Consider the following 25,296-nt stretch of genomic DNA (forward strand, 5'->3'; position numbering starts at 1 on the left):
GGATAGAGGGGTCTGAGAGCCACCCATGGGACTCGAAGAGAAACTTCCGAGCGGCTTCCTGCTCACCACCGTCGAACAGGCAGCGGGCTGGGTACGCAAGTCGTCCATGTTCCCGGCCACGTTCGGCCTCGCCTGCTGCGCCATCGAGATGATGACGACCGGCGCCGGCCGCTACGACCTGGCCCGGTTCGGCATGGAGGTCTTCCGCGGCTCGCCCCGGCAGGCGGATCTGATGATCGTCGCCGGGCGGGTCAGCCAGAAGATGGCACCCGTACTGCGCCAGGTCTACGACCAGATGCCCAACCCCAAGTGGGTCATCTCCATGGGCGTCTGCGCGTCCTCGGGCGGCATGTTCAACAACTACGCGATCGTCCAGGGCGTCGACCACATCGTCCCCGTCGACATCTACCTCCCGGGCTGCCCGCCGCGACCCGAGATGCTCGTCGACGCGATCGTCAAACTCCACCAGAAGGTGCAGAGCTCCAAGCTCGGCGTCAACAGGGAGGAGGCGGCCCGCGAGGCGGAGGAAGCCGCCCTCAAGGCGCTGCCCACCATCGAGATGAAGGGGCTGCTGCGGTGAGCGACAACCACCAGGAGCCCGAGGAGCGGCGCGAGGACTCCGCCCTCCCGGCCGCCCGCCGCGGGAACGACGACGTCATCGGCGTCCGCCGGGGCATGTTCGGCGCCAAGGACACCGGCGACACCAGCGGGTACGGCGGCCTCGTCCGCACCGTCGCGCTGCCCGGCCCGGCCACCCGGCCCTACGGCGGCCCGCGTGCGCGCGAGGGGTACGGCGTCTTCGACGAGATCGCCGACGAGCTGGAAGGCGCCCTCGACGAGCAGGGCCTGCTGCCGGAGAACGCCATCGACCGCACCGTGGTCGACCGCGGCGAACTCACCTTCCACATCGAGCGCGAGCACCTGCTGCGCGTCGCCCGCACCCTGCGCGACGACCCGGCGCTCCGGTTCGAGCTGTGCACCGGGGTCAGTGCCGTGCACTACCCCGAGGACAAGGGACGCGAGCTGCACGCCGTCTACCACCTGCGCTCGATCACCCACAACCGGCTGATCCGGCTGGAGGTCTCGGCCCCCGACGCCGACCCGCACGTCCCCTCGCTGGTCTCCGTCTACCCGACCAACGACTGGCACGAGCGCGAGGCCTACGACTTCTTCGGCCTCATCTTCGACGGTCACCCCGCGCTGACCCGGCTGATGATGCCCGACGACTGGCAGGGCCACCCGCAGCGCAAGGACTACCCGCTCGGCGGCATCGCCGTCGAGTACAAGGGCGCCCAGATCCCGGCACCCGACCAGCGGAGGTCGTACAGCTGATGAGCACTTCCCACCCCCGGCAGGAGGCCGGGCACGCAGCCACCGCCGAGGAGGACGCGGTCGGCTACTCGGCCGGGCGCGAGACCACCGAGGGCACCGTCTACACGGTGACCGGCGGCGACTGGGACGAGATCGCCGAGGCCGCGGCCAAGTCCGACGACGAGCGCATCATCGTCAACATGGGCCCCCAGCACCCGTCCACCCACGGCGTGCTGCGGCTGATCCTGGAGATCGACGGCGAGACCGTCACCGAGGCCCGCTGCGGAATCGGTTACCTGCACACCGGCATCGAGAAGAACCTCGAGTACCGGACCTGGACGCAGGGCACCACATTCGTCACCCGCATGGACTACCTGACGCCCTTCTACAACGAGGCGGCCTACTGCCTCGGCGTGGAGAAGCTCCTCGGCATCGAGGACCAGGTGCCCGACCGCGCCTCCGTGATCCGCGTCCTGCTGATGGAGCTCAACCGGCTCTCCTCGCACCTGGTGGCCATCGCCACCGGCGGCATGGAGCTCGGCGCCACCACGATCATGATCTACGGCTTCCGCGACCGCGAAGTGGTCCTGGACATCTTCGAGCTGATCACCGGCCTGCGGATGAACCACGCGTTCATCCGCCCCGGCGGCCTCGCCCAGGACCTCCCGGCCGGCTCCCTCGACCAGGTCCGCGAGGCGGTCAGGACGCTCCGCCAGAACATCGACGAGTACGACAAACTCGCCACCGGGAACCCGGTGTTCCAGGGCCGCATGAAGGGCATCGGGCACCTCGACCTGGCCGGCTGCATGGCGCTCGGCATCACCGGGCCCGTGCTGCGCTCCACCGGCCTCCCGCACGACCTGCGCAAGACCGACCCGTACTGCGGCTACGAGACGTACGACTTCGAGGTGCCGACCGCCGACACCTGCGACTCCTACGGCCGGTTCCTCATCCGGCTCGCCGAGATGCGCGAGTCGCTGAAGATCGTCGAGCAGTGCCTCGACCGCCTCCGCGAGCCCGGCGAGGTCATGGTCTCCGACAAGAAGATCGCCTGGCCCGCGCAGCTCGCCCTCGGCCCCGACGGCCTCGGCAACTCCCTCGACCACATCAAGAAGATCATGGGCACCTCGATGGAGTCCCTGATCCACCACTTCAAGCTGGTCACCGAGGGCTTCCGGGTCCCGCCCGGCCAGGCGTACGCCGCCGTCGAGTCGCCCAAGGGCGAACTGGGCGCGCACGTCGTCTCCGACGGCTCCACCCGCCCCTACCGGGTCCACTTCCGCGACCCGTCCTTCACCAACCTCCAGGCCGTGGCGGCCATGTGCGAAGGCGGCCAGGTCGCCGACGTCATCGTCGCCGTCGCGTCCATCGACCCCGTGATGGGAGGCGTCGACCGGTGACCGCCACACCGCCCAGCCCCTCGGTGGCCCTGGGCATGCCCCAGCTCCCCGCCCCCGCGTACCCGGCCGAGACCCACGCCCGGCTCAAGGCCGACGCCGAGGCGATCATCGCCCGCTACCCGGACTCCCGCTCCGCGCTGCTGCCGATGCTCCACCTCGTCCAGTCCGAGGAGGGGTACGTCACCCGGACCGGCATGGCCTTCTGCGCCGAACTCCTCGGCCTGACCACCGCCGAGGTCACCGCCGTCGCCACCTTCTACACGATGTACCGGCGCAAGCCCTCGGGCGACTACCAGGTCGGGGTCTGCACCAACACGCTCTGCGCCGTCATGGGCGGCGACGCCATCTTCGACGAGCTGAAGGAGCACCTCGGCGTCGGCAACGACGAGACCACCGAGGACGGCAGGATCACCCTGGAGCACATCGAGTGCAACGCGGCGTGCGACTACGCGCCCGTGGTGATGGTGAACTGGGAGTTCTTCGACAACCAGACGCCCGACTCCGCCAAGCGCCTCGTCGACGACCTCCGCGAGGGCCGCACCGTCGAGCCCACCCGGGGCGCGCCGCTGTGCACCTACAAGGAGACCGCGCGCATCCTCGCCGGCTTCCCCGACGAGCGGCCGGGCGCGGTCGAGGCCACCGGCGGCGCCGGGCCCGCCTCGCTGATCGGCCTGAAGCTCGCCAAGGGCGAACTGCCGCAGCAGCGGGTCGTCCACCCGCGCGGCCAGGACGGCGCCGACGCCCCCGACGCCACCGGCCACGCCCCCTCGCCCGCCGGACACCTCAGCTCACACGACGCGCCGCAGCAGACCGCGCCCGCCGACCCGGAGAACCCGGCCGGTCCGGTCACCGGCGACGGCTCCGAGGAGGGGAAGTGATGACGGTGGCCACCGAGATGAACCAGACCAGCCCCGACAAGCTGCTCGCTCCGGTCCTCTCCGCCTTCTGGGACCAGCCCGAGTCCTGGACCCTGGAGACCTACCGCCGCCACGACGGCTACGAGGGCCTGCGAAAAGCCCTCGCGATGAGCCCCGACGACCTCATCGCGTACGTGAAGGACGCCGGGCTGCGCGGCCGGGGCGGCGCCGGCTTCCCCACCGGGATGAAGTGGCAGTTCATCCCGCAGGGCGACGACAAACCGCACTACCTCGTCGTCAACGCGGACGAGTCCGAGCCCGGCACCTGCAAGGACATCCCGCTCCTCTTCGCCAACCCGCACTCCCTCATCGAAGGCATCGTGATCGCCTGCTACGCGATCCGCTCCAGCCACGCCTTCATCTACCTGCGCGGCGAGGTCGTCCCCGTCCTGCGGCGCCTGCACGAGGCGGTCCGCGAGGCCTACGCGGCCGGATACCTCGGCAAGGACGTCCTCGGCAGCGGACTCGACCTCGAACTCACCGTGCACGCGGGCGCCGGCGCCTACATCTGCGGCGAGGAGACCGCCCTCCTCGACTCGCTCGAAGGCCGTCGCGGCCAGCCGCGCCTGCGGCCCCCCTTCCCCGCCGTGGCCGGCCTCTACGCCTGCCCCACCGTGGTGAACAACGTCGAGTCGATCGCGTCGGTTCCCGCCATCCTCCAGCAGGGCAAGGAGTGGTTCCGCTCGATGGGCAGCGAGAAGTCCCCGGGCTTCACGCTCTACTCGCTCAGCGGCCACGTCGCCGGACCCGGCCAGTACGAGGCGCCGCTCGGCATCACCCTGCGCCAGCTCCTCGACATGAGCGGCGGCATGCGCCCCGGCCACCGCCTCAAGTTCTGGACCCCCGGAGGCTCCTCCACCCCGATGTTCACCGACGAGCACCTCGACGTCCCCCTCGACTACGAGGGCGTCGGCGCCGCCGGCTCCATGCTCGGCACCAAGGCGCTCCAGTGCTTCGACGAGACCACCTGCGTGGTCCGCGCCGTCACCCGCTGGACGGAGTTCTACGCCCACGAGTCCTGCGGCAAGTGCACCCCCTGCCGCGAAGGGACGTACTGGCTCGTCCAGTTGCTCCGCGACATCGAGGCCGGCAAGGGAAGGATGGCCGACCTCGACAAGCTGAACGACATCGCCGACAACATCAACGGCAAGTCCTTCTGCGCGCTCGGCGACGGCGCGGCGTCCCCCATCTTCTCCTCGCTCAAGTACTTCCGCGACGAGTACGAACAGCACATCACCGGCAAGGGCTGCCCCTTCGACCCCGCGAAGTCGACGCTCTGGGCGGACCAGCACCTGGAGGCCAAGGCATGACCGTGACGACCGGCGCCGCACCCGGCACCCCGGCCGGGGTGCCGCCCGAGGACCTGGTGACGCTCACCATCGACGGCATCGAGATCTCCGTGCCCAAGGGCACCCTGGTGATCCGCGCCGCCGAACTCCTCGGCATCGAGATCCCGCGCTTCTGCGACCACCCGCTCCTCGACCCGGCCGGCGCCTGCCGCCAGTGCATCGTCGAGGTGGAGGGCCAGCGCAAGCCGATGGCCTCCTGCACCATCACCTGCACCGAGGGGATGGAGGTCCGCACCCAGCTCACCTCGCCGGTCGCCGAGAAGGCCCAGCGCGGGGTGATGGAGCTGCTCCTCATCAACCACCCGCTGGACTGCCCCGTCTGCGACAAGGGCGGCGAGTGCCCGTTGCAGAACCAGGCGATGCAGGTCGGCGACCCCGACTCCCGCTTCGAGGGGAGGAAGCGGACCTACGAGAAGCCCGTCCCCGTCTCCACCCAGGTCCTGCTGGACCGGGAGCGGTGCGTGCTCTGCGCCCGCTGCACCCGCTTCTCCCACCAGATCGCGGGCGACCCGATGATCGAGCTGATCGAGCGGGGCGCGCTCCAGCAGGTCGGCACCGGCGAGGGCGACCCCTTCGAGTCGTACTTCTCCGGCAACACCATCCAGATCTGCCCGGTCGGTGCCCTCACCTCGGCCGCCTACCGGTTCCGCTCGCGCCCCTTCGACCTGGTCTCCTCGCCCAGCGTCTGCGAGCACTGCGCCGGGGGCTGCGCCACCCGTACCGACCACCGCCGGGGCAAGGTCATGCGGCGGCTCGCCGCGGAGGACCCCGAGGTCAACGAGGAGTGGATGTGCGACAAGGGGCGGTTCGGCTTCCGCTACGCCCAGTCGCCCGAACGCCTCACCCAGCCCCTGGTCCGCTCTAAGAACGGCACCCTGGAGCCGGCCAGCTGGCCGGAGGCGCTTCAGGCCGCCGCACGCGGGCTCGACGCCGCCCGCGGCCGCGCCGGAGTCCTGACCGGCGGCCGCCTCACCGTCGAGGACGCGTACGCGTACAGCAAGTTCGCCCGGGTCGCGCTCGACACCAACGACATCGACTTCCGGGCCCGTCCGCACAGCGGTGAGGAGGCCGACTTCCTCGCCTCGCAGATCGCCGGACGCGGCCGCGACCTCGACGGCGGCGGCCTCACCTACGCCGACCTGGAGCGGGCGCCCGCCGTCCTGCTCGCCGGGATCGAGGCCGAGGAGGAGGCGCCCGGCGTCTTCCTGCGGCTCCGCAAGGCGTGGCGCAAGCACGGCCAGCGCACCTTCGCGCTCGCCACCCACACCACCCGCGGCCTCACCAAGGCGGGCGGCACCCTGCTGCCCGCCGCCCCCGGCACCGAGACCGAGTGGCTCAAGGCGCTCGGCACCGGCTTCGGTCTGGAGGGCGTGGGCCAGGAGGCGGGCGAGGCGCTGCGCGCGGAGGGCTCGGTCATCGTCGTCGGCGAACGCCTCGCCACCGTCGAGGGCGGCCTGACCGCCGCCGTCCGCGCCGCCGCCGCCCTCGGTGCCCGCCTCGTGTGGATCCCGCGCCGGGCCGGGGAGCGCGGCGCCGTCGAGGCCGGGGCGCTGCCCTCGCTGCTGCCCGGCGGCCGCCCGGCCACCGACCCGCGCGCCCGCGACGAGGTCGCCGCCGCCTGGGGCGTGGCCGAACTCCCGCCCCGCTACGGCCGCGACACCGGGCAGATCGTCGAGGCCGCCGCCTCCGGCGAGCTGACCGCGCTGCTGGTCGGCGGCGTCGAGATCGCCGACCTGCCCGACCCGGCCCGCGCCCGGCAGGCCCTGGACCGGGCGGAGTTCGTGGTCTCGCTGGAACAGCGGCCCTCCGAGGTGACCGAGCGCGCCGACGTGGTGCTTCCGGTCGCCGCCGTCGCCGAGAAGTCCGGCACCTTCCTCAACTGGGAGGGCCGCGCCCGGATGTTCGAGGCGGCGCTCAAGCCCGAGCAGATGACCCGCCGCCTCGCCCCCGGCGACCTGCGCGTCCTGCACATGCTGGCCGACGCGGTCGCCGAGGCGGACGAGACGGGCCGCGGCGAACTGGGGCTGCCCGACGTCCGGGCCGCCCGCCGCGAACTGGACCGGCTCGGCGGCTGGGACGCCCGCCCCTCGCGCCCCGCCGTCCCGCCGGAGGCACCGGCCGGGGCCGCGCTGCCCAGGCCCGCCGTCGGCGAGGCCGTCCTCGCCGGGCACCGGATGCTGCTCGACCAGGGCCTCCTCCAGCGCGGCGACGAGGCGCTGGCCGGGACCCGGCACGCCGCCCCGGCCCGGCTCTCCGCCGCCACCGCCACCGAGATCGGGGCGGAGGACGGCGCCGTCCTCACCGTGGCGGGACCGGCCGGCAGCGTCGACCTGCCGCTGCTCGTCACCGACATGCCCGACCGGGTGGTCTGGCTGCCGCTCAACTCCACCGGTACCGGGGTGGCCTCGGACACCGGGGCCGTCCCCGGCGAGCTGGTGCGGATCGCGCCGGCCGCCGCGGCCCCGGCGGAAGTGGAGGAGTCGTGACCCCGTCCGTCGTCCCGGCGCGGGAGCCGTACGCCGCAGGCCGGGGGGCGCCCCCGGCCCGGGGCCCGCGCTCCCTGCCGGGGAACCCTGAGCGCACCGGAGGTGCCGACGTGTCCGCAAGCCCCGTCCACCGCGCCCGCTCCGCGCGCGCCGCAGCCCGGGGGGTGGCGGCGTGACCGGAATCCTGCTGGCGGCCGAGGACCTCTCGATGTTCGGCCGCGACCCGTGGTGGCTGGTCCTCGTCAAGGCGGTCTTCTGCTTCGCCTTCCTGCTGCTGACGGTGCTGTTCGCGATCGTCTGGGAGCGCAAGGTCGTCGCCTGGATGCAGCGCCGCATCGGCCCCAACCGGGCCGGTCCCTGGGGGATGCTCCAGTCACTGGCCGACGGCGCCAAGCTGATGCTGAAGGAAGACGTCGTCGTCAAACGCGCCGACAAGGTCGTGTACGTGCTGGCGCCGATCGTCGCCGCGATCCCCGCCTTCATGGCGTTCGCGGTGATCCCCTTCGGCCCCGCCGACAACCAGGTCTCGATCTTCGGCCAGCGCACCACGATGCAGCTGACCGACCTGCCGATCGCGCTCCTCTACATCCTCGCGGTCGCCTCGATCGGCATCTACGGCATCGTGCTGGCCGGCTGGTCCTCCGGTTCGACCTACCCGCTCCTCGGCAGCCTGCGCTCCTGCGCCCAGATGATCTCCTACGAGATCGCCATGGGCGCCGCCTTCGCCTCGGTCTTCCTCTACTCCGGCTCGATGTCGACCTCGACCATCGTGGAGTCGCAGGCCGACCGCTGGTACATCGTGCTGCTGCCGGTCTCCTTCCTCATCTACATCGTGACGATGGTCGGCGAGGTCAACCGGGCCCCCTTCGACATGCCGGAGTCCGAGGGCGACCTGGTCGGCGGCTTCAACACCGAGTACTCGTCGATCAAGTTCGCGATGTTCATGCTCGCCGAGTACATCAACATGGTGACCGTCTCGGCGGTGGCGGTGACGCTCTTCCTCGGCGGCTGGCGGGCGCCCTTCCCCGTCACCGCCTTCTGGGAAGGGGCCAACCAGGGGTGGTGGCCCATGCTCTGGTTCACCCTCAAGCTGCAACTGCTGCTCTTCCTCTTCATCTGGCTGCGCGGCACCCTGCCCCGGGTCCGCTACGACCAGTTGATGAAGCTCGGCTGGAAGGTGCTCATCCCGGTCTCCGTGGTGTGGCTGATGCTGGTCGCCACCGTGCGGACGCTGCGGAACGAGAACATGCCGTTCGCCGACATCGCCCTGTACGTCTTCGGCGGGCTGATCTTCCTGCTGCTGCTCTCCTTCGTCATCGACTTCTACCGCGACCGCCGCGACAAGGAGCGCGAGGCCCAGGAGGGCGCCCAGGAGCCCGCGTTCGACCCGATGGCCGGGGGCTACCCGGTGCCGCCGCTGCCCGGTCAGGCCCTGCCACCGGTACCCAGGCGGCCCGCGCGCGGCGAGCGGGAGCTCGTTGTCAGTGGCGCGCCGGACACTGTGAGTGACCGTGGTGACACGGAAGGAAAGGAGGCGTCCGATGACTGAGGGAGCCAATCAGTCGGACCAGGGGTTCCAGAACCCCGTCGCGGGCTTCGGCGTGACCTTCAAGGCCATGTTCAAGAAGCGGCTGACCGAGCAGTATCCGGAGCAGCCCAAGACGACGGCGCCCCGCTTCCACGGCCGCCACCAGCTGAACCGGCATCCGGACGGGCTGGAGAAGTGCGTCGGCTGCGAGCTGTGCGCCTGGGCCTGTCCGGCCGACGCCATCTACGTCGAGGGCGCGGACAACACCGACGAGGAGCGCTACTCGCCCGGCGAGCGGTACGGCCGCGTCTACCAGATCAACTACGCCCGCTGCATCCTGTGCGGCCTGTGCATCGAGGCGTGCCCCACCCGGGCGCTGACGATGACCAACGAGTTCGAACTGGCCGACTCCACCCGCAAGGACCTGATCTACACCAAGGACCAGCTCCTCGCCGGACTGACCGAGGGCATGGTCGACTCCCCGCACGCGATCCACCCCGGCACCGACGAGCAGGACTACTACCGGGGCCTGGTCACCGAGGCCGCCCCCGGCACCGTCCGCCAGGCGGCCGTCTCCAGGGGCGAGCCCGCGGTGGTCGACAGCGAGCCGGTCGCCCCGGCCGAGGGCGCTCCGGCGGCCCCGGCCCCGGCCGCCTCACCCGCCGCCTCGGCCGGATCGGCCGCCAAGCCCGGGCAGGAGGGACAGGGATGAGCCTGCTCGCCGCCTCCGTCACCTCCACCGGCGAGGCCGTCCAGTTCTGGATCCTCGGCACGGTCGCCGTCCTCGGCGCCCTGTCGACGGTCCTGATGAAGAAGGCCGTGCACAGCGCGCTCTGCCTGGCCGCCACCATGATCGTCCTGGCCGTCTTCTACCTGGCCAACGGCGCGTACTTCCTCGGCATCGTGCAGATCGTCGTCTACACCGGCGCGATCATGATGCTCTTCCTCTTCGTGGTCATGCTGGTCGGCGTCAGCGCCGCCGACTCGCTGAAGGAGACCCTGAAGGGCCAGCGCTGGCTGGCCGCCCTCGCCGCCCTCGGCTTCGGCATCCTGCTGATCGCCGGCATCGGCCAGGTCGGCATCAGCCAGTTCAACGGACTGGCCGCCGCCAACGCGGGGGGCAACGTCCAGGGCCTCGCCGCCCTGATCTTCACCAAGTACGTCTTCGCCTTCGAGATCACCGGTGCCCTGCTCATCACCGCCACGGTCGGCGCGATGCTGCTCACCCACCGGGAGCGCACCGAACGAGCCTCCAGTCAGCGGGAGCTGGCCCAGAAGCGGGTCCGCGAGAACACCCACGTGCCGCCGCTGCCCGCCCCCGGTGTCTACGCCCGGCACAACGCCGTGGACATCCCCGGCCTGCTCCCGGACGGCACCCCGTCCGAGCTGACCGTCAACAGGACGCTGCGCGAGCGCGGCCAGATCCGGGACGTCTCCCAGGAGGCCCTCGACGACCTCAAGGCGCTGGAGCAGCGCTCCGCCGAGCGTCTGGGCCGTGACCGGGAGGAGGAGAACGCCCAGTGAACCCCGTCAACTACCTCTACCTCGCGGCGCTGCTGTTCACCATCGGCGCCACCGGCGTCGTCGTCCGCAAGAACGCCATCGTCGTCTTCATGTGCGTCGAGCTGATGCTCAACGCCTGCAATCTTTCGCTCGTCGCCTTCTCCCGCATGCACGGCAACCTCGACGGCCAGATCCTCGCCTTCTTCACGATGGTGGTCGCCGCCGCGGAGGTCGTGGTCGGGCTCGCGATCATCGTGTCGCTGTTCCGTGCCCGCCATTCGGCCTCGGTCGACGACGCCAGCCTGATGAAGCTGTAAGGGGTCGCTGAATCGTGGAGAACCTGATTGCGCTGCTCGTCGCGGCGCCCCTGCTGGGAGCCGCCGTGCTCCTCCTCGGCGGCCGTCGCCTGGACGGCGCCGGCCACCTGCTCGGCACCGTGATGGCGGCCGCCTCGTTCGGCCTCGCCGTGGTGCTCTTCACCGACATGCTGGGCCGCCCGGGCGACGACCGGGCACTGCACCAGCACCTGTTCAGCTGGATCCCGGTGGGCGGCTTCCAGGCCGACATCGCCTTCCAGCTCGACCAGTTGTCGATGACCTTCGTCCTGCTGATCACCGGCGTCGGCACCCTGATCCACGTCTACTCCATCGGCTACATGGAGCACGACGAACGCCGCCGCCGCTTCTTCGCCTACCTCAACCTCTTCCTCGCGGCGATGCTCCTGCTGGTCCTCGCCGACAACTACCTCCTGCTGTACGTCGGCTGGGAGGGCGTCGGTGTCGCCTCGTACCTGCTGATCGGGTTCTGGCAGCACAAGCCGAGCGCGGCGACGGCGGCGAAGAAGGCGTTCCTGGTCAACCGCGTCGGCGACGTGGGCCTCTCCATCGCGATCATGCTGATGTTCACCACCTTCGGCACCTTCGCGTTCGGCCCCGTCCTCGCCTCCACCGGCGAGACCGGCGAGGGCAAGCTGACCGCCATCGCCCTGATGCTGCTCCTGGCCGCCTGCGGCAAGTCGGCCCAGGTGCCGCTCCAGTCCTGGCTGGGCGACGCGATGGAGGGCCCGACCCCGGTCTCCGCCCTGATCCACGCGGCGACCATGGTCACCGCCGGCGTCTACCTCATCACCCGCTCCGGCGCGATCTTCAACGCCGCCCCCGACGCCCAGACCGTGGTCGTCGTGGTCGGCGCGGTGACGCTCCTCTTCGGTGCGATCGTCGGTTGCGCCAAGGACGACATCAAGAAGGCGCTCGCCGGCTCGACCATGTCGCAGATCGGCTACATGGTCCTCGCGGCCGGACTCGGCCCGATCGGCTACGTCTTCGCGATCATGCACCTGGTGACGCACGGCTTCTTCAAGGCCGGGCTCTTCCTCGGCGCCGGCTCGGTCATGCACGGCATGAACGACGAGGTCGACATGAGGAAGTACGGCGGCCTGCGGAAGTACATGCCGGTCACCTTCGTCACCTTCGGCCTCGGGTACCTGGCGATCATCGGCTTCCCCGGCCTCTCCGGCTTCTGGTCCAAGGACAAGATCATCGAGGCGGCCTTCGCCAAGGGCGGGGCCGAGGGCTGGATTCTGGGCGCGGTCACCCTGCTGGGCGCCGCCCTCACCGCGTACTACATGACGCGCGTGATGCTGATGACCTTCTTCGGCGAGAAGCGCTGGCAACCGGACGCCCAGGGGAACGAACCCCACCCGCACGAGTCCCCGAAGTCCATGACGATCCCCATGATCGTGCTCGCCTTCGGCTCGGTCTTCGCGGGCGGACTCTTCAGCTTCGGTGACTCCTTCATCAAGTGGCTGGAGCCGGTCACCGCCTTCGAGCACGGCCACTCGCCGCTCAGCGCCGCCGTCGTCACCTCGGCGACCGTGGTGGTCCTGCTGATCGGCGTCGCGCTGGCCTGGCTCCAGTACGGCCGCAAGCCGGTGCCGGTGGTCGCGCCGCGCGGCTCGCTGCTCACTCGGGCGGCCCGCCGCGACCTCGGCCAGGACGACTTCAACCACGTCGTCCTCGTCCGCGGCGGCGAGCACCTGACCCGCTCCCTGGTCTACGTCGACCACACCCTGGTCGACGGCGTGGTCAACGGCACGGCCGCCTCCGTCGGCGGCCTCTCCGGCCGGCTGCGCAAACTCCAGACGGGTTACGCCCGTACGTACGCGGTCTCCATGTTCGGGGGTACGGCGGTGCTCATCGCCGCGACCCTGCTGATGAGGGCGGTCTGATACCGATGTCGTTTCCCCTGCTGACAGCGACGGCCGCGCTCCCGGCGATCGGCGCGATCGTGACGGCCGCCGTCCCGGCGGCCCGCAGCCGCTCCGACGGCGACGGACCACGGGGCTCCGGCACGGCCAAGGCCGTGGCGCTGCTCTTCTCCGTGGCCACCTTCGTCCTCGCGATGACGGTCCTGATCCGCTTCGAGCCCGGCGGCGCCCGCTACCAGCTCACCGAGTCGTACGACTGGATCCCCGCCTTCGGCGTCCGCTACGAACTGGGCGTCGACGGCATCGGGGTGGCGCTGATCGCGCTGACCGCCCTGCTGATCCCGTTCGTCATCCTCGCTGGCTGGCGCGACGCGGACCACCTGGAGAACAGCTCCAAGCGGTGGCGCCCCACACAGGGGTTTTTCGCGCTGATCCTCATGGTCGAGGCGATGGTGATCCTCTCCTTCGAGGCCACCGACGTCTTCCTCTTCTACCTGTTCTTCGAAGCCATGCTGATCCCGATGTACTTCCTCATCGGCGGCTTCGGGGACCGGGCGAGCGGCACCGACGAGGCGCAGGCGGCCACCCAGCGGTCGTACGCGGCGGTCAAGTTCCTCCTCTACAACCTGGCCGGCGGCCTGATCATGCTGGCGGCCGTCATCGGGCTGTACACGGTGGCAGGCAGCTTCTCGCTCAGTGAGATCGCCCAGGCCCGCGCCGACGGCACGCTGGAGATGGCCGCCTCCACCGAGCGGTGGCTCTTCCTCGGCTTCTTCTTCGCCTTCGCGGTCAAGGCGCCGCTCTGGCCGCTGCACACCTGGCTGCCCAACGCCATGGGGGAGGCCACCGCCCCCGTCGCGGTCCTCATCACGGCCGTGGTCGACAAGGTCGGCACCTTCGCGATGCTCCGCTTCTGCCTCGGCCTCTTCCCCGAGGCCAGCAAGTGGGCGACGCCGGTGGTGCTGGTCCTCGCCCTGGTCTCGATCATCTACGGCGCGCTGCTCGCCGTCGGCCAGCGCGACATCAAGCGGCTGGTGGCGTACGCCTCCATCTCGCACTTCGGCTTCATCATCCTCGGCATCTTCGCCATGACCAGCCAGGGCCAGTCCGGCGCCACCCTCTACATGGTCAACCACGGCCTGTCGACGGCGGTGCTGATGCTGGTCGCGGGCTTCCTGATCTCTCGGCGCGGCTCGCGGCTCATCGCCGACTACGGCGGCGTCCAGAAGGTGGCCCCGGTCCTCGCCGGGACCTTCCTGGTCGGCTCGCTGGCGACGCTCTCGCTGCCCGGACTCGCCCCGTTCGTCAGCGAGTTCCTGGTCCTGGTCGGGACCTTCACGCGCTACCCGGTGATGGGCGTCATCGCCACCGTCGGCATCGTCCTCGGCGCGCTCTACAGCCTGGTGCTCTACCAACGCACCATGACCGGCCCGGTCAAGCCCTCCGTCTCGAAGATGCCCGACCTCAAGGTGCGTGAACTGGCCGTCATCGGCCCGCTGATCGCGCTCCTGTTCTTCCTCGGCGTCTACCCGAAGCCGCTGACGGAACTGGTCGACCCGGCGGTCGGCCACACCCTCTCCGACGTACAGCAGAAGGACCCGAAGCCCGACGTGGAGGCGGCCAAGTGAACGCAAACGCCGTCCACACCCTGTGGACAAGCGCGGCGGCCGACCCGATCTCCAAGATCCCGTCGCCGACCATCGAGTACGCCCAGCTCGCCCCCGTGATGATCGTCATCGGGGCGGCGGTCATCGGCATCGTCGTGGAGGCGTTCGCCCCGCGCCGGGCCCGCTACCACCTCCAGCTCTGGCTGACCGTGGTCGCGCTCGGCGCCGCCTTCGCCTCCGTCGTCGCCCTCGCGGTCGGCGGGTACGCCACCACCAAGCAGACCAGTGTCGCGATGGGCGCCCTCGCGGTGGACGGGCCCGCGCTCTTCCTCCAGGGCGTCATCCTGCTCTCCGGCGTGCTGGCCGCCTTCACCTTCGCCGAGCGCCGCCTGGACCGGGCGAACGGCAAGCGCGTCGACTCCTTCGTGGCGCAGGCCGGAGCCGTTCCCGGCAGCGAGGCCGAACAGGCCGCCGTCAAGGCGGGGTTCGCCACCACCGAGGTCTTCCCGCTGATGCTCTTCGCGGTCGGCGGCATGATCGTCTTCCCCGCCGCCAACGACCTGCTGACCCTCTTCATCGCGCTGGAGGTCTTCTCCCTCCCGCTCTACCTGATGTGCGCCCTGGCCCGCCGCAGGCGGCTCATGTCGCAGGAGTCGGCGGTCAAGTACTTCCTCCTCGGCGCCTTCTCCTCCGCCTTCCTCCTCTTCGGCATCGCCCTGCTCTACGGCTACGCGGGCTCCGTCTCGTACGCCGTGATCGCCGACGTGGTGGACGGCACGCTGATCAGCTCCGACCCGGTCCTCGCCGAGACGATGGGCAACGACGCGCTGCTCCTCATCGGCATGGCCCTGGTCCTGATGGGCCTGCTCTTCAAGGTCGGCGCCGTCCCGTTCCACATGTGGACGCCCGACGTCTACCAGGGCGCCCCGACCCCGGTCACCGGCTTCATGGCCGCCGCCACCAAGGTCGCCGCCTTCGGCGCCCTGCTCCGGCTGCTCTACGTGGTGCTGCCCGGTATGCGCTGGGACTGGCGGCCGGTGATGTGGGGCGTGGCCATCGCCACCATGGTGGTCGGCGCGGTCGTGGCCGTCACCCAGACCGACGTGAAGCGGCTGCTGGCGTACTCCTCGGTGGCGCACGCGGGCTTCATCCTCGCCGGCGTGATCGCCGCCACCCCGGCCGGTGTCTCCTCCGTCCTCTTCTACCTCGCCGCCTACTCCTTCGTGACCATCGGCGCCTTCGCGGTCGTCACCCTGGTGCGGGACGCCGGGGGAGAGGCCACCCACCTCTCCAAGTGGGCGGGGCTCGGCCGGCGCTCCCCGCTGGTCGCCGCGGTCTTCGCGGTCTTCCTGCTGGCCTTCGCCGGAATCCCGCTGACCAGCGGCTTCTCGGGGAAGTTCGCGGTCTTCTCGGCGGCGGCCGAGGGCGGGGCCGGGGCCCTGGTGATCATCGGTGTCCTCTCTTCCGCCGTCGCCGCGTTCTTCTACGTCCGGGTGATCGTCCTGATGTTCTTCAGCGAGCCGCGCGCCGACGGGCCCACCGTCACCGTGCCCTCGCCGCTGACCATCAGCGTGATCGGCGTGGGTGTCGTGGTCACGGTGGTGCTCGGCGTCGCACCGCAGTACTTCCTGGACCTGGCCGGTCAGGCGGGCGTCTTCGTCCGCTGACCCCGCGCGGACCGGGCCCCGGCCCGGCCGCCCCCGCACACCGCCGCCGCCCGGTGCGCCTCCCCCGGAGGGCGCCGGGCGGCGGCGTCCGCCCCTTGCGGCGCCCCGCGGACGGGCCCGCGCGCGTGTGGACAACTCCGTCACCCTCGTCGCCCGCTCACGTCCGCGCAGCTCACCGCCGGTGTGACCGAGGGACCTGTGGACAACTTCCCGGGCTGTCCCTCCGGCCCCCTACGCTGGAGGGCAGTCTCAGGGACCACACGTGGCCCAGGGCACCGCAGGGAGCGGACGGGCACACGAGCGAGGGGCACGGGGCACGGAGCGATGAACGGAACGAGCGGCATGGCGAGCGGCATCACGGACGGCGGCACACCCGCGTACGGCGGGCCGGAGGACTTCCCGGACGACCTCTTCGACGGCGGCCCCCCACCGGAGGACCCCTTCGGCGACGCCCCCTTCCCGGACGAGGAGTTCCCCGAGGACGGCCTCCGCGAGGAGCTGTCCGGCGCCTTCCCCGAGGGCGTCGGCGAGACCCCGGTCCACGACCGCCGCGACGCCCTGGCCACGCTCCGCTCCGTCTTCGGGTACGACGCGTTCCGCGGTGACCAGGAAGCCGTCATCGACCACCTGGTCGGCGGCGGCGACGCGGTCGTCCTCATGCCCACCGGTGGCGGCAAGTCCCTCTGCTACCAGATCCCGGCCCTGGTGCGCCCGGGCACCGGCATCGTGATCTCCCCGCTGATCGCCCTCATGCAGGACCAGGTCGACGCGCTGCGCGCCGCCGGGGTGAGGGCCGGCTTCATCAACTCCACCCAGGACTTCGAGGAGCGCCGCCTCACCGAGGCCGAGTTCCTCTCCGGCGAACTGGACCTGCTCTACCTCGCCCCCGAGCGGCTGCGCGTGGACGCCACCCTCGACCTGCTCTCCCGCGGCAAGGTCTCCTTGTTCGCCATCGACGAGGCGCACTGCGTCGCCCAGTGGGGCCACGACTTCCGCCCCGACTACCTCACCCTCTCGGTGCTCGGCGAGCGCTGGCCGGACGTCCCCCGGGTCGCCCTCACCGCCACCGCGACCGGGGCCACCCACCAGGAGATCACCCGCCGACTCGGCCTGCCCGACGCCAAGCACTTCGTCGCCAGCTTCGACCGGCCCAACATCCAGTACAGGATCGTCCCGAAGAACGACCCGAAGAAGCAGCTCCTCACCTTCCTCAAGGAGGAGCACCCGGGCGACGCCGGCATCGTCTACTGCCTCTCGCGCAACTCCGTGGAGCGCACCGCCGACTTCCTCCGCGACCACGGCGTCGAGGCCGTGCCGTACCACGCGGGGCTCGACGCGCGGACCCGCGCCACCAACCAGTCCCGCTTCCTGCGCGAGGACGGCCTGGTCGTCGTCGCCACCATCGCCTTCGGCATGGGCATCGACAAGCCCGACGTCCGCTTCGTCGCCCACCTCGACCTGCCGAAGTCCGTCGAGGGGTACTACCAGGAGACGGGGCGCGCGGGCCGCGACGGCCGCCCCTCCACGGCCTGGATGGCGTACGGCCTCCAGGACGTGGTGCAGCAGCGCAAGCTCATCCAGTCCGGCGAGGGCGACGAGGCGTTCCGGCGCCGCGCGCAGTCGCACCTGGACGCGATGCTCGCCCTCTGCGAGACCGCCCAGTGCCGACGCGCCCAGCTCCTGCGCTACTTCGGCCAGGAGCCGACCGGCGAGAAGTGCGGCAACTGCGACACCTGCCTGACCCCGCCGGAGACCTGGGACGGCACGGTCGCCGCACAGAAGGCCATGTCGGCCGTGGTCCGCCTCAAGCGGGAGCGGAACCAGAAGTTCGGCACCGGTCAGATCATCGACATCCTGATGGGCCGCAAGACCGCCAAGGTCATCCAGTTCGACCACGACCAGCTCTCCGTCTTCGGCGTCGGCCAGGAGCTGACCGAGGGCGAGTGGCGCGGGGCCGTGCGGCAACTGCTGGCCCAGGGACTGCTGGCCGTCGAGGGGGAGTACGGCACGCTGGTCCTCACCGACGAGGCGGGCGAGGTGCTGGGCGGCCGCCGCGAGGTCCGCTTCCGCAAGGAGCCCAAGAAGGCACCGGCCGCCCGCTCCGGCAGGTCCGGGGCGGCCGCTGGTCCGGGCGGCAAGCGGAGCAAGGCGGTCATCGACCTCCCGGAGGAGTCCCTCCCGGTCTTCGAGGCCCTCCGCGCCTGGCGCGCCGCCCAGGCCAAGGAACAGGGCGTCCCGGCCTACGTCATCTTCCACGACGCCACCCTGCGCGAGATCACCGTCGCCCGTCCCACCACCCTCGACGCCCTCGGCCGGCTCGGCGGCATCGGCGACAAGAAGCTCCAGAACTACGGACCCGGGGTGCTGGCCACCCTGGCGGAACAGGGGATCGGGGAGGGCTGAGCGAGCCGCGCCGGCCGGGCGGCTCCGCTCCGGCCCGGCCGGCGCGGCGCCGGCCCTCAGAGGGCCGGCACGACCCTGCCCCGGACCTCGCCCAGCCCCACCGGTACGCCGAGGGCCCCGGGCGCCCAGGCCCGCAGGACGACCTCGTCGCCGTCCTGGAGGAAGGTGCGCTCCCCGCCGGCCAGCGCCAGCGGCTTCTCCCCGTTCCAGGTCAGCTCCAGCAGCGAGCCGAGCTGGTCCGCCTCGGCACCGCTGACGGTTCCCGAGCCGTAGAGATCACCGGTGCGCAGGGAGGCGCCGTTCACGGTGGTCTGCGCCAGCATCTGCGCGGCGGTCCAGTACATGCTGGTGAAGGGCGGCTCGGAGACCACCTGGCCGTTGACCTCCACGCTGATCCGCAGGTCGTACCCGCCGGGCTCGGCCGAGGAGTCGTCCAGGTAGGGCAGGAGCGCCTCGTCACGGGCGGGTGGCACGGTCCGCGCCGTCTCCAGCGCCTCCAGCGGTGTCACCCAGGCCGACACCGAGGTGGCGAAGGACTTGCCGAGGAAGGGGCCGAGAGGCACGTACTCCCACGCCTGGATGTCCCGGGCCGACCAGTCGTTGAGCAGGCAGAGCCCGAAGACGTGCTCCCGGTACGCCTCCAGCGGCACGGCGCGTCCCCGCTCGGAGCCGACGCCGACGACGAAGCCGACCTCCGCCTCGATGTCCAGCTTCACCGAGGGGCCGAACACCGGCGCGGGGTCGGTGGGTGCCTTCCGCTGGCCGCGGGGCCGCGCCACGTCCGTGCCGGAGACCACCACCGTCCCGGAGCGGCCGTGGTAACCGATGGGCAGGTGCTTCCAGTTGGGGGTGAGCGGGGTGGGGGAGTCGGGGCGGAAGATGCGGCCGACGTTGGAGGCGTGGTGCTCGCTGGCGTAGAAGTCGACGTAGTCACCGACCTCGAACGGCAGGTGCAGTTCCACCGCGGTGAGGGGGTGGGCGTGCCGTTCCACGGCCGGGTGGCGGGCCGGGTCGGTGACCCAGGTGGTGAGCGCCTCGCGCACCCGCGTCCAGGTCGGCCGGCCGGCCGCCAGCAGGGGGTTCAGCGTCGGGCCGGACAGCAGGGCGGCGTGCGGGGAGCCCAGCTCCGTGGCGAGGGCACCGGTGTCCAGGACGTGGTCGCCGAGGCGGACGCCGACACGGCGGGGCGTCCCGCCCGTCGAGAAGACACCGTACGGAAGGTTGTGCGGACCGAAGGGGTGGCCTTCGGGGAGGGCGAGCGGGAGCGGGGTGGGCTCGGGCATCTGGGTGCGGCCTCGCTTTCCGTGCGATCGGTCGGTGAGCACACGGGGCACCGGCGCCCCGGGAACCGGGCCGCACGGAAGCCGTGGGCTGGGCCACACGTTACGTGCGCCGCCCCTGCCGGGGGAGGGGCGGCAGGGGGCGGGAGGGGGTCGGCAAGCGTGGGTCCGGTCGTCTGCCGCGCGTCGACGACGGCCTCAGGCACCGGCCGGGCTCCATGGGGCCGGGTCTGGTCGCCCGCCGTGTGGCAGAGGCGGTCTCGCGTGCCGGCCGGGTTGGCCAGAGCGGGGTCCTGGGCGCTGGTTGTGCGGCAGAGGCGCTCTCGCGTCCGGCCGCGCTGAGCGTGGGGCTGGTGCCTCCGGGCGCCCCGCGCGGCAGAGGCGGCCTCACGCGCCCGCCCTGCTGGGAGCGGGGGCGCGGCTCAGGCCGAGGTGCCGATCGTGCGTCGGCGTGGGCGCACGCGGGGCCGGGCGGGTCGGCTCCGTCCGGGCGCGGCGGGGTGTCGGGCGAGATGGGGCGGGGTCACTCCTCACGTTCGTAGTCCGCTTCCGCCACCTCCTCGCCGAGGTCGTTCTGGGCGGCGGTGTACAGGTCGTGCACGAAGGCGCGCGCCCGGTTCTCCTCGATGCCGGGGGCGGTGTCGCGCAGACGGTCGGTCCAGGTGTCTATCGGGTCGCTCATACTTCCAGCAGACAACGCCCGCCCCGCCCTCGCCACCCGAACGGCCCCTTCCCGCCCTCCCACGGCCACGGACTCCGAGGCCCGCCCGACGCCCGCTCCGGCCCCGCCCCGGCGGGCCGCGGGGCCGGAGCGGGGTGGGGCCGTCAGCGGCCCAGGTTCCGGAACCGCTTGACCGCCGACGGGAGGAACACCGCGACGAGGAAGACCGGCCAGGCCACCGCGAGGAGCCCCGCGTTGGCCGCTGCCCAGGAGCCACCGGACACGCCCGGATCGCCGGACAGGCCGCGCACCGCGGTGGCCGTCGCCGACATCGGGTTCCACTCCACGAGGGCCCCCAGCCATGGCGGCATCGACGCGGGCGAGGCGATGGCGTTGGAGAGGAAGGCGGCCGGCCAGACCAGGATCTGCACCGCCTGCACCATCTCGGGTCTGCCCGCGACCATCGCCAGGTGGACGCCGATCCACAGCATCGCGAACCGCAGCAGCAGCAACAGGCCCACCGCGCCCGCGAAGGAGGTGAGCCCTCCGTGCCAGCGCCAGCCGATCGCGTATCCGACGGTGATCAGCACGGCCAGGCCGACCACCGACTGCGCCATGTCGGCGACGCTCCGCCCGACCAGGAGCGCGCCGTCGGTCATCGGCATCGAGCGGAACCGGTCGACGACGCCCTTGCCGAGGTCCTGGGTGACGGCGAGCATCGTCGCCTCCAGGCCGAAGGCCATGGTCATGGTGAACATGCCGGGCACCAGGTAGGGGGTGAAGTCCCCGTCGACGCCCCGCCCGCCGCCGATCAGGTGGCTGAACATCAGCAGCATCATCACCGGGAAGACCAGCCCGACGACCACCTGCGCGGGCCGGCGCCTCCAGTGCGCCAGTTCGCGCCGGGTCATCGTCCAGGAGTCGGCCACCGCCCAGCTCAGCTTCGAGCCGGTGGCGGGTGCCGTGGCCACCCCGGACAGGGCCGTGTCGTCGGTCGCGCTCACGCGGCGTCCCCCTTCGTCAGGTGCATGAAGACCTCGTCGAGGCTCGGCCGGCGCACCGCGACGTCCTCCGCCTCGACGCCGGCCGCCTCCAGGGCCCGCAGGGTCCCGGTCAGTGCGGCCATCCGGTCGCCGACCGAGGCGCTGACCCGCCGCCGGTCCTCGTCCACCACCACGTCGCCGGTGAGGAGCGAGGCGGCCCGGGCCAGCTGGGCCGGGTCGCGCACGACCACGTCGACGCGGTCGCCGCCGGTCCTGGTCTTCAGCTCGTCCGCCGTGCCCTGGGCGATGACCTTGCCGTGGTCGATCACCGCGATCCGGTCGGTGAGCTGGTCGGCCTCCTCCAGGTACTGGGTGGTCAGCAGGACGGTCGTCCCGCCGTCGACCAGGGACCGCACCGCGTTCCACACCTCGGTGCGTCCCCGGGGATCGAGCCCGGTCGTGGGCTCGTCCAGGAAGAGCACCCGCGGCCGGGGGATGAGGGACGCCGCCAGGTCGAGCCGGCGCCGCATACCGCCGCTGTACCGCTTGACGGCCGTGTCGCCGGTGTCGGTGAGCTCGAACCGGGCCAGCAGTTCGTCGGCCCGGGCGCCGGCGCGCCGCGCGCCGAGGTGGTGGAGGCGGCCGAACATCTCCAGGTTCTGTCGTCCGCCGAGTTCCTCGTCGACGGCGGCGTGCTGCCCGAGCAGCCCGATCCTCGTACGCGCCTCGTCGGGCCGGGCCCGTACATCGACGCCCGCCACCTCGACCCGCCCCTCGTCCGGACGGAGCAGCGTGGACATGATGCGTACGGCCGTGGTCTTGCCGGCGCCGTTGGGCCCGAGCAACCCCTGCACCGTCCCGGCCCGCACTGTGAGATCGAGGCCGTCCAGGGCGTTTCTGTCCTTGTACCTCTTCCGCAGACCTTCGACGACGATCGCCGGATCATCAGGCACGACGCCCCCCGAGGATGAGTAGTAAAGCTTGACTAGTTGCTGGCGCGCCTCGCACGGTAAGGCCTCGCGGGCGATTAGTCAAACTTGAATAGCGGTTCCGCGCCGGCCGGTGGCGCGCCGCGACGCGGTCCGCCCCGGCCCCGCCGGGGCCCGAGGCCGCCCGGTGCGGCCGGCGGCCCACCGAAGCCCGGCCACCCTCAAGGCCGACTCCGACGCCTGAAGCCTCCTCGGCGGGTGGCGGACGACCACGGTCCGGCCGCTCCCGAGGCGGCCGGGGCGCCCCCCGGCCCCGGGCCGGCCCCCGGTGGCCCGCGCGGCCCCCGGCCCCGCACGGTGGACACCCAACCCCCCGCCCCGCCAGGGAAATCAGAGCGTGCCGGGGTGGCGCGTGCCAGGGGCTTATCTCCGTATCGTGGGGATCATGGCCCTCCCCTCCGCACACCCGTCTCCCCCGCCTGGCGCGGCGCCACCTCTGGACCAGCCGCAGGCGGGACCGGCGCCCGCCGCGGCGCTGCCCCTCGCCCCTCCGCACGCGGGCGCGGGCCTGGCGCCGGCCCGCGCCCGGCCGGGGCCCGTCTCCGGGCAGGTGTTCCCGTCGGAGCCGCGTGGCCTGGGCGGGCGGCGGCGGACGTACGCCCTGGTCGCGACCGATCTGGACGGGACGCTGCTGCGAGCCGGGGACCAGGTGTCGGCGCGCACCCGGGCCGCGCTGGAGCTGGCACGGGGAGCCGGGGCGCGGCACATCGTGGTGACCGGGCGGCCCGTGCCGGGGGTGCGAGGGCTGCTGGCCCGGCTCGGGTACGACGGGATCGCGGTCTGCGGCCAGGGCGCCCAGGTCTACGATGCGGCCGGCGGCCGCATGCTGAGCGCCCTGACCCTGGACCGGGAGACCGCCGCCACCGCGCTCGGCAAGATCGAGGCGGAGACGGGCGCCCTCTTCGCCGCCGTCGACCAGGACGGCACCGACGGCCACACGCTGATCGAGCCCGGTTACCGCATGGCCCACCCGACGCTGCCCGCCCGGCCGGTCCCGCACCGCGACTCCTTGTGGGAGCGGCCGATCGCCAAGGTCCTGATCCGCCATCCGGAGCTGACCGACGACGAACTGGCCGCCGCCGCCCGCTCGGTGGTGGACGGCCTCGCCACCGTCACGATGGCGGGACCGGGCACCGTCGAACTCCAGCCGCTCGGCGTCACCAAGGCCACCGGCCTCGCCCGGGCCGCCGCCCAGCTCGGCCTGGGCGAGGCCGACACCCTCGCCTTCGGTGACATGCCGAACGACGTGCCGATGCTGCGGTGGGCCGCCCACGGCGTCGCCATGGCCAACTCGCACGCGGAACTCCTCGCCGTCGCCGACGAGATCACCGTCAGCAACGAGGAGGACGGCGTGGCCCGGGTCCTGGAACGCCTCTACGGCTGACCGGCGGCCGGACCCGGCGTCCCCGGAGCCTCGTCCAGGTCCCCGCTCTCCTCCACCACCGCCTCGCAGGCGTCGCAGAGGGTGAGCCAGAGTCGGCGGGTGCGGCGCAGCCGGGCGGGGGCGGAGCACCTCTCGCAGAGGCTCTCGCTGCGGGCCGTGGTGACGTCGAGCAGCTCGTGCAGCCGGGCGTGCTCCTCGGGCGTCCAGCTCCGTTCGCCCGGCCGCCACGGGCGGGGGAACGCCTGGAAGGAGAGCCGCCCGTACTTCTGCTTCACCGCGAGGAGTTCGTAGGCGGGGAACTCGGCGGCTATCCGGCGGTGGCAGTCGAGGACCAGGCGCCGCCAGCCAGGGCCTATCGCGAACCGCCCGCCGGGGACGCGCAGCCGTGGCCGGAGCACGTCCAGGGCCGAGGCCGGGGGTGGGACGGGCGGTCCGGTCGCCTCGTCAGGACCGGGCGGCTGGTGCCCCAGTACCGTCATCCCTGCCTCCTCGGGGCGTCGCGCCGCCGTCACACGCCGACGGCATGTGCGGGACATCACTCGATGACAGTGTGCACGGTGCTTGACGCGGGGGAAGGGCCGGGGCGCGATCCGGACCCCGGTCGACCGGGAACGGGCGGTATCGTCCCCGTTCGGGCGGCCTCCGGGACGTGCCGGGTGGCCCGGGGCCGGCCCGCCCGTGCCCGCCTCCCGTGCGGAGGCTTCCTGTTCACGCCGTACGGGGGCCGCGCCGCACGGCGGTCTTCGCCCGAGAGGAGTCGCCGTGGCCACGGAGGAGGGGCCGGTTGTTTCCGGCCGGAGGCCGCCGCCCGCACCGTTCCCGCCGGTGGTCTGGATCGGTGGGCCGCCCGGCGCGGGCAAGAGCACCCTGGCCCGGGCGCTCGCCCACCGTCTGGGCCTTCGGCTCTACCAGAGCGACACCCTGACCTGGGACCACCGTGACCGCGCCCGGGCCGCGGGCCATCCGGCCGCGATCCGCTGGGAGGCGCTCGACCTCGGCGAGCGCTGGTCGGCCCCGCCCGCCGAACTCCTCGCCATGTCCCTGCACGCCGAACGCGGCGCGATGATCGCCGACGACGTACGGGCGCTGGGGCGCGGCCCGCTGACCGTGGTGGAGGGGACGCCGGTCACCCCGGACACCGTGCCGGACCCGGCCCGCGCGGTGTGGCTGATGCCCTCGCCGGAGCTCCAGCGCAGTCGGCTCGCCGAGCGCGGTCTGCCCGCGGGCGTCCACACGCTGTACACGTTGCTCCTCGCCGACATCGCGGCCCGCGTCGAGGCGCACGGCCTCGCCGGCCGCGTCGTCACGGTGACCCCCGACGCGACCCCCTCCGACACCCGCACCGCCGCCGAGGCCCTGCTCGCCGGAGCCCTCGCCGACGGCCCCGTGGCGGCGACCGCGGCCGAGCGCCAGGCCCTGCGCCGCGCGGAGAACGAGGCGGTGGCCGCCCAGTACCGCGCCCACCTCGCCCGTCCCTGGACCACCGGCGACCCGCGGACCGCGCCCGTCACCCTGACCTGCGAGTGTGCCGAGCCCAAGTGCACCGCCCGGCTCACCCTCCCGTTCGGCGCCTTCCCGCCGGCCAGCGGCGCGCCGCTGCGGTGCCACTGACCGCGGCCCGG

General features: G+C 72.3%; 21 protein-coding genes. 16 read left to right on the top strand and 5 right to left on the bottom strand.

The features are described from left to right. Positions 1-25: 25 nt before the first annotated feature. From Sdia_RS07740 to recQ, 14 genes are all read left to right on the top strand, one after another. Positions 26-580 carry a NuoB/complex I 20 kDa subunit family protein gene (locus Sdia_RS07740; RefSeq protein ID WP_100452179.1) on the top strand — a complete coding sequence of 185 codons (555 nt, stop codon included), beginning with the start codon at positions 26-28 and terminating at the stop codon, positions 578-580. Then, the gene (locus tag Sdia_RS07745) at positions 577-1,332 is read left to right on the top strand and encodes an NADH-quinone oxidoreductase subunit C (RefSeq protein ID WP_100452180.1); all 756 of its coding nucleotides are present in this window, start codon (positions 577-579) and stop codon (positions 1,330-1,332) included. The genes Sdia_RS07740 and Sdia_RS07745 overlap by 4 nt, the downstream gene beginning before the upstream one ends. Then, positions 1,332-2,711, top strand: a complete 1,380-nt coding sequence (locus Sdia_RS07750) for an NADH-quinone oxidoreductase subunit D (RefSeq protein ID WP_100452181.1) — start codon at positions 1,332-1,334, stop codon at positions 2,709-2,711. The genes Sdia_RS07745 and Sdia_RS07750 overlap by 1 nt, the downstream gene beginning before the upstream one ends. Positions 2,712-2,746: 35 nt before the next feature. Further along, complete coding sequence (nuoE, locus tag Sdia_RS07755) at positions 2,747-3,589, top strand: NADH-quinone oxidoreductase subunit NuoE (protein ID WP_189500180.1); 843 nt, start codon at positions 2,747-2,749, stop codon at positions 3,587-3,589. Continuing rightward, positions 3,586-4,938 (top strand): NADH-quinone oxidoreductase subunit NuoF, encoded by a 1,353-nt coding sequence (gene nuoF / locus Sdia_RS07760; protein WP_181844141.1) that lies wholly within the window; start codon positions 3,586-3,588, stop codon positions 4,936-4,938. The genes nuoE and nuoF overlap by 4 nt, the downstream gene beginning before the upstream one ends. Then, entirely contained in the window at positions 4,935-7,463 is a 2,529-nt protein-coding gene (locus Sdia_RS07765) for an NADH-quinone oxidoreductase subunit G (protein ID WP_189500162.1), read from the top strand. The genes nuoF and Sdia_RS07765 overlap by 4 nt, the downstream gene beginning before the upstream one ends. A 208-nt stretch (positions 7,464-7,671) precedes the next feature. Continuing rightward, positions 7,672-9,012 (top strand): NADH-quinone oxidoreductase subunit NuoH, encoded by a 1,341-nt coding sequence (gene nuoH / locus Sdia_RS07770; protein WP_100453289.1) that lies wholly within the window; start codon positions 7,672-7,674, stop codon positions 9,010-9,012. Beyond that, entirely contained in the window at positions 9,005-9,703 is a 699-nt protein-coding gene (nuoI, locus tag Sdia_RS07775) for an NADH-quinone oxidoreductase subunit NuoI (protein ID WP_115069696.1), read from the top strand. Before nuoH ends, nuoI begins: the two co-directional genes overlap by 8 nt. Beyond that, on the top strand, positions 9,700-10,515 hold the full coding sequence (locus Sdia_RS07780; RefSeq protein WP_189500161.1) for an NADH-quinone oxidoreductase subunit J: 816 nt from the start codon (positions 9,700-9,702) through the stop codon (positions 10,513-10,515). Before nuoI ends, Sdia_RS07780 begins: the two co-directional genes overlap by 4 nt. After that, the gene (gene nuoK, locus Sdia_RS07785; RefSeq protein WP_100452188.1) at positions 10,512-10,811 is read left to right on the top strand and encodes an NADH-quinone oxidoreductase subunit NuoK; all 300 of its coding nucleotides are present in this window, start codon (positions 10,512-10,514) and stop codon (positions 10,809-10,811) included. Before Sdia_RS07780 ends, nuoK begins: the two co-directional genes overlap by 4 nt. A gap of 14 nt (positions 10,812-10,825) precedes the next feature. Continuing rightward, a complete protein-coding gene (nuoL, locus tag Sdia_RS07790) occupies positions 10,826-12,721 on the top strand; it encodes an NADH-quinone oxidoreductase subunit L (protein ID WP_189500160.1) in 1,896 nt (631 codons plus the stop codon). Between the two features lie 5 nt (positions 12,722-12,726). After that, positions 12,727-14,328, top strand: coding sequence for an NADH-quinone oxidoreductase subunit M (locus Sdia_RS07795; protein ID WP_115069698.1), 1,602 nt, complete (start codon positions 12,727-12,729; stop codon positions 14,326-14,328). Next, positions 14,325-15,974, top strand: coding sequence for an NADH-quinone oxidoreductase subunit NuoN (gene nuoN, locus Sdia_RS07800; RefSeq protein ID WP_100452193.1), 1,650 nt, complete (start codon positions 14,325-14,327; stop codon positions 15,972-15,974). Before Sdia_RS07795 ends, nuoN begins: the two co-directional genes overlap by 4 nt. A 342-nt stretch (positions 15,975-16,316) precedes the next feature. Then, on the top strand, positions 16,317-18,377 hold the full coding sequence (gene recQ, locus Sdia_RS07805) for a DNA helicase RecQ (RefSeq protein ID WP_100452194.1): 2,061 nt from the start codon (positions 16,317-16,319) through the stop codon (positions 18,375-18,377). A gap of 56 nt (positions 18,378-18,433) precedes the next feature. Here the strand turns inward: recQ and fahA are convergent, their stop codons facing one another. The 4 genes from fahA to Sdia_RS07825 form a co-directional block, all read right to left on the bottom strand. Beyond that, complete coding sequence (gene fahA, locus Sdia_RS07810) at positions 18,434-19,660, bottom strand: fumarylacetoacetase (RefSeq protein WP_189500159.1); 1,227 nt, start codon at positions 19,658-19,660, stop codon at positions 18,434-18,436. A 520-nt stretch (positions 19,661-20,180) separates the two neighbouring features. Further along, entirely contained in the window at positions 20,181-20,339 is a 159-nt protein-coding gene (locus Sdia_RS07815; protein ID WP_164494929.1) for a hypothetical protein, read from the bottom strand. 143 nt (positions 20,340-20,482) lie between these two features. Continuing rightward, positions 20,483-21,229 (bottom strand): ABC transporter permease, encoded by a 747-nt coding sequence (locus Sdia_RS07820; protein WP_189500179.1) that lies wholly within the window; start codon positions 21,227-21,229, stop codon positions 20,483-20,485. A gap of 89 nt (positions 21,230-21,318) precedes the next feature. Then, positions 21,319-22,254: an ATP-binding cassette domain-containing protein gene (locus Sdia_RS07825; RefSeq protein ID WP_100452196.1), complete on the bottom strand. Its 936-nt coding sequence runs from the start codon at positions 22,252-22,254 to the stop codon at positions 21,319-21,321. 421 nt (positions 22,255-22,675) lie between these two features. Between Sdia_RS07825 and Sdia_RS07830 the strand changes: the two genes are divergently transcribed. Then, the gene (locus tag Sdia_RS07830) at positions 22,676-23,674 is read left to right on the top strand and encodes an HAD family hydrolase (RefSeq protein WP_124287277.1); all 999 of its coding nucleotides are present in this window, start codon (positions 22,676-22,678) and stop codon (positions 23,672-23,674) included. Here the strand turns inward: Sdia_RS07830 and Sdia_RS07835 are convergent. Further along, positions 23,665-24,153 carry a hypothetical protein gene (locus tag Sdia_RS07835; protein ID WP_100452198.1) on the bottom strand — a complete coding sequence of 163 codons (489 nt, stop codon included), beginning with the start codon at positions 24,151-24,153 and terminating at the stop codon, positions 23,665-23,667. The two genes, Sdia_RS07830 and Sdia_RS07835, sit on opposite strands and share 10 nt — an antisense overlap. Before the next feature lie 346 nt (positions 24,154-24,499). Between Sdia_RS07835 and Sdia_RS07840 the strand changes: the two genes are divergently transcribed. Continuing rightward, positions 24,500-25,285, top strand: coding sequence for a hypothetical protein (locus Sdia_RS07840; protein WP_262417670.1), 786 nt, complete (start codon positions 24,500-24,502; stop codon positions 25,283-25,285). Positions 25,286-25,296 lie beyond the last annotated feature (11 nt).

Source organism: Streptomyces diastaticus subsp. diastaticus, from assembly GCF_011170125.1.
Classification (GTDB): domain Bacteria; phylum Actinomycetota; class Actinomycetes; order Streptomycetales; family Streptomycetaceae; genus Streptomyces; species Streptomyces diastaticus.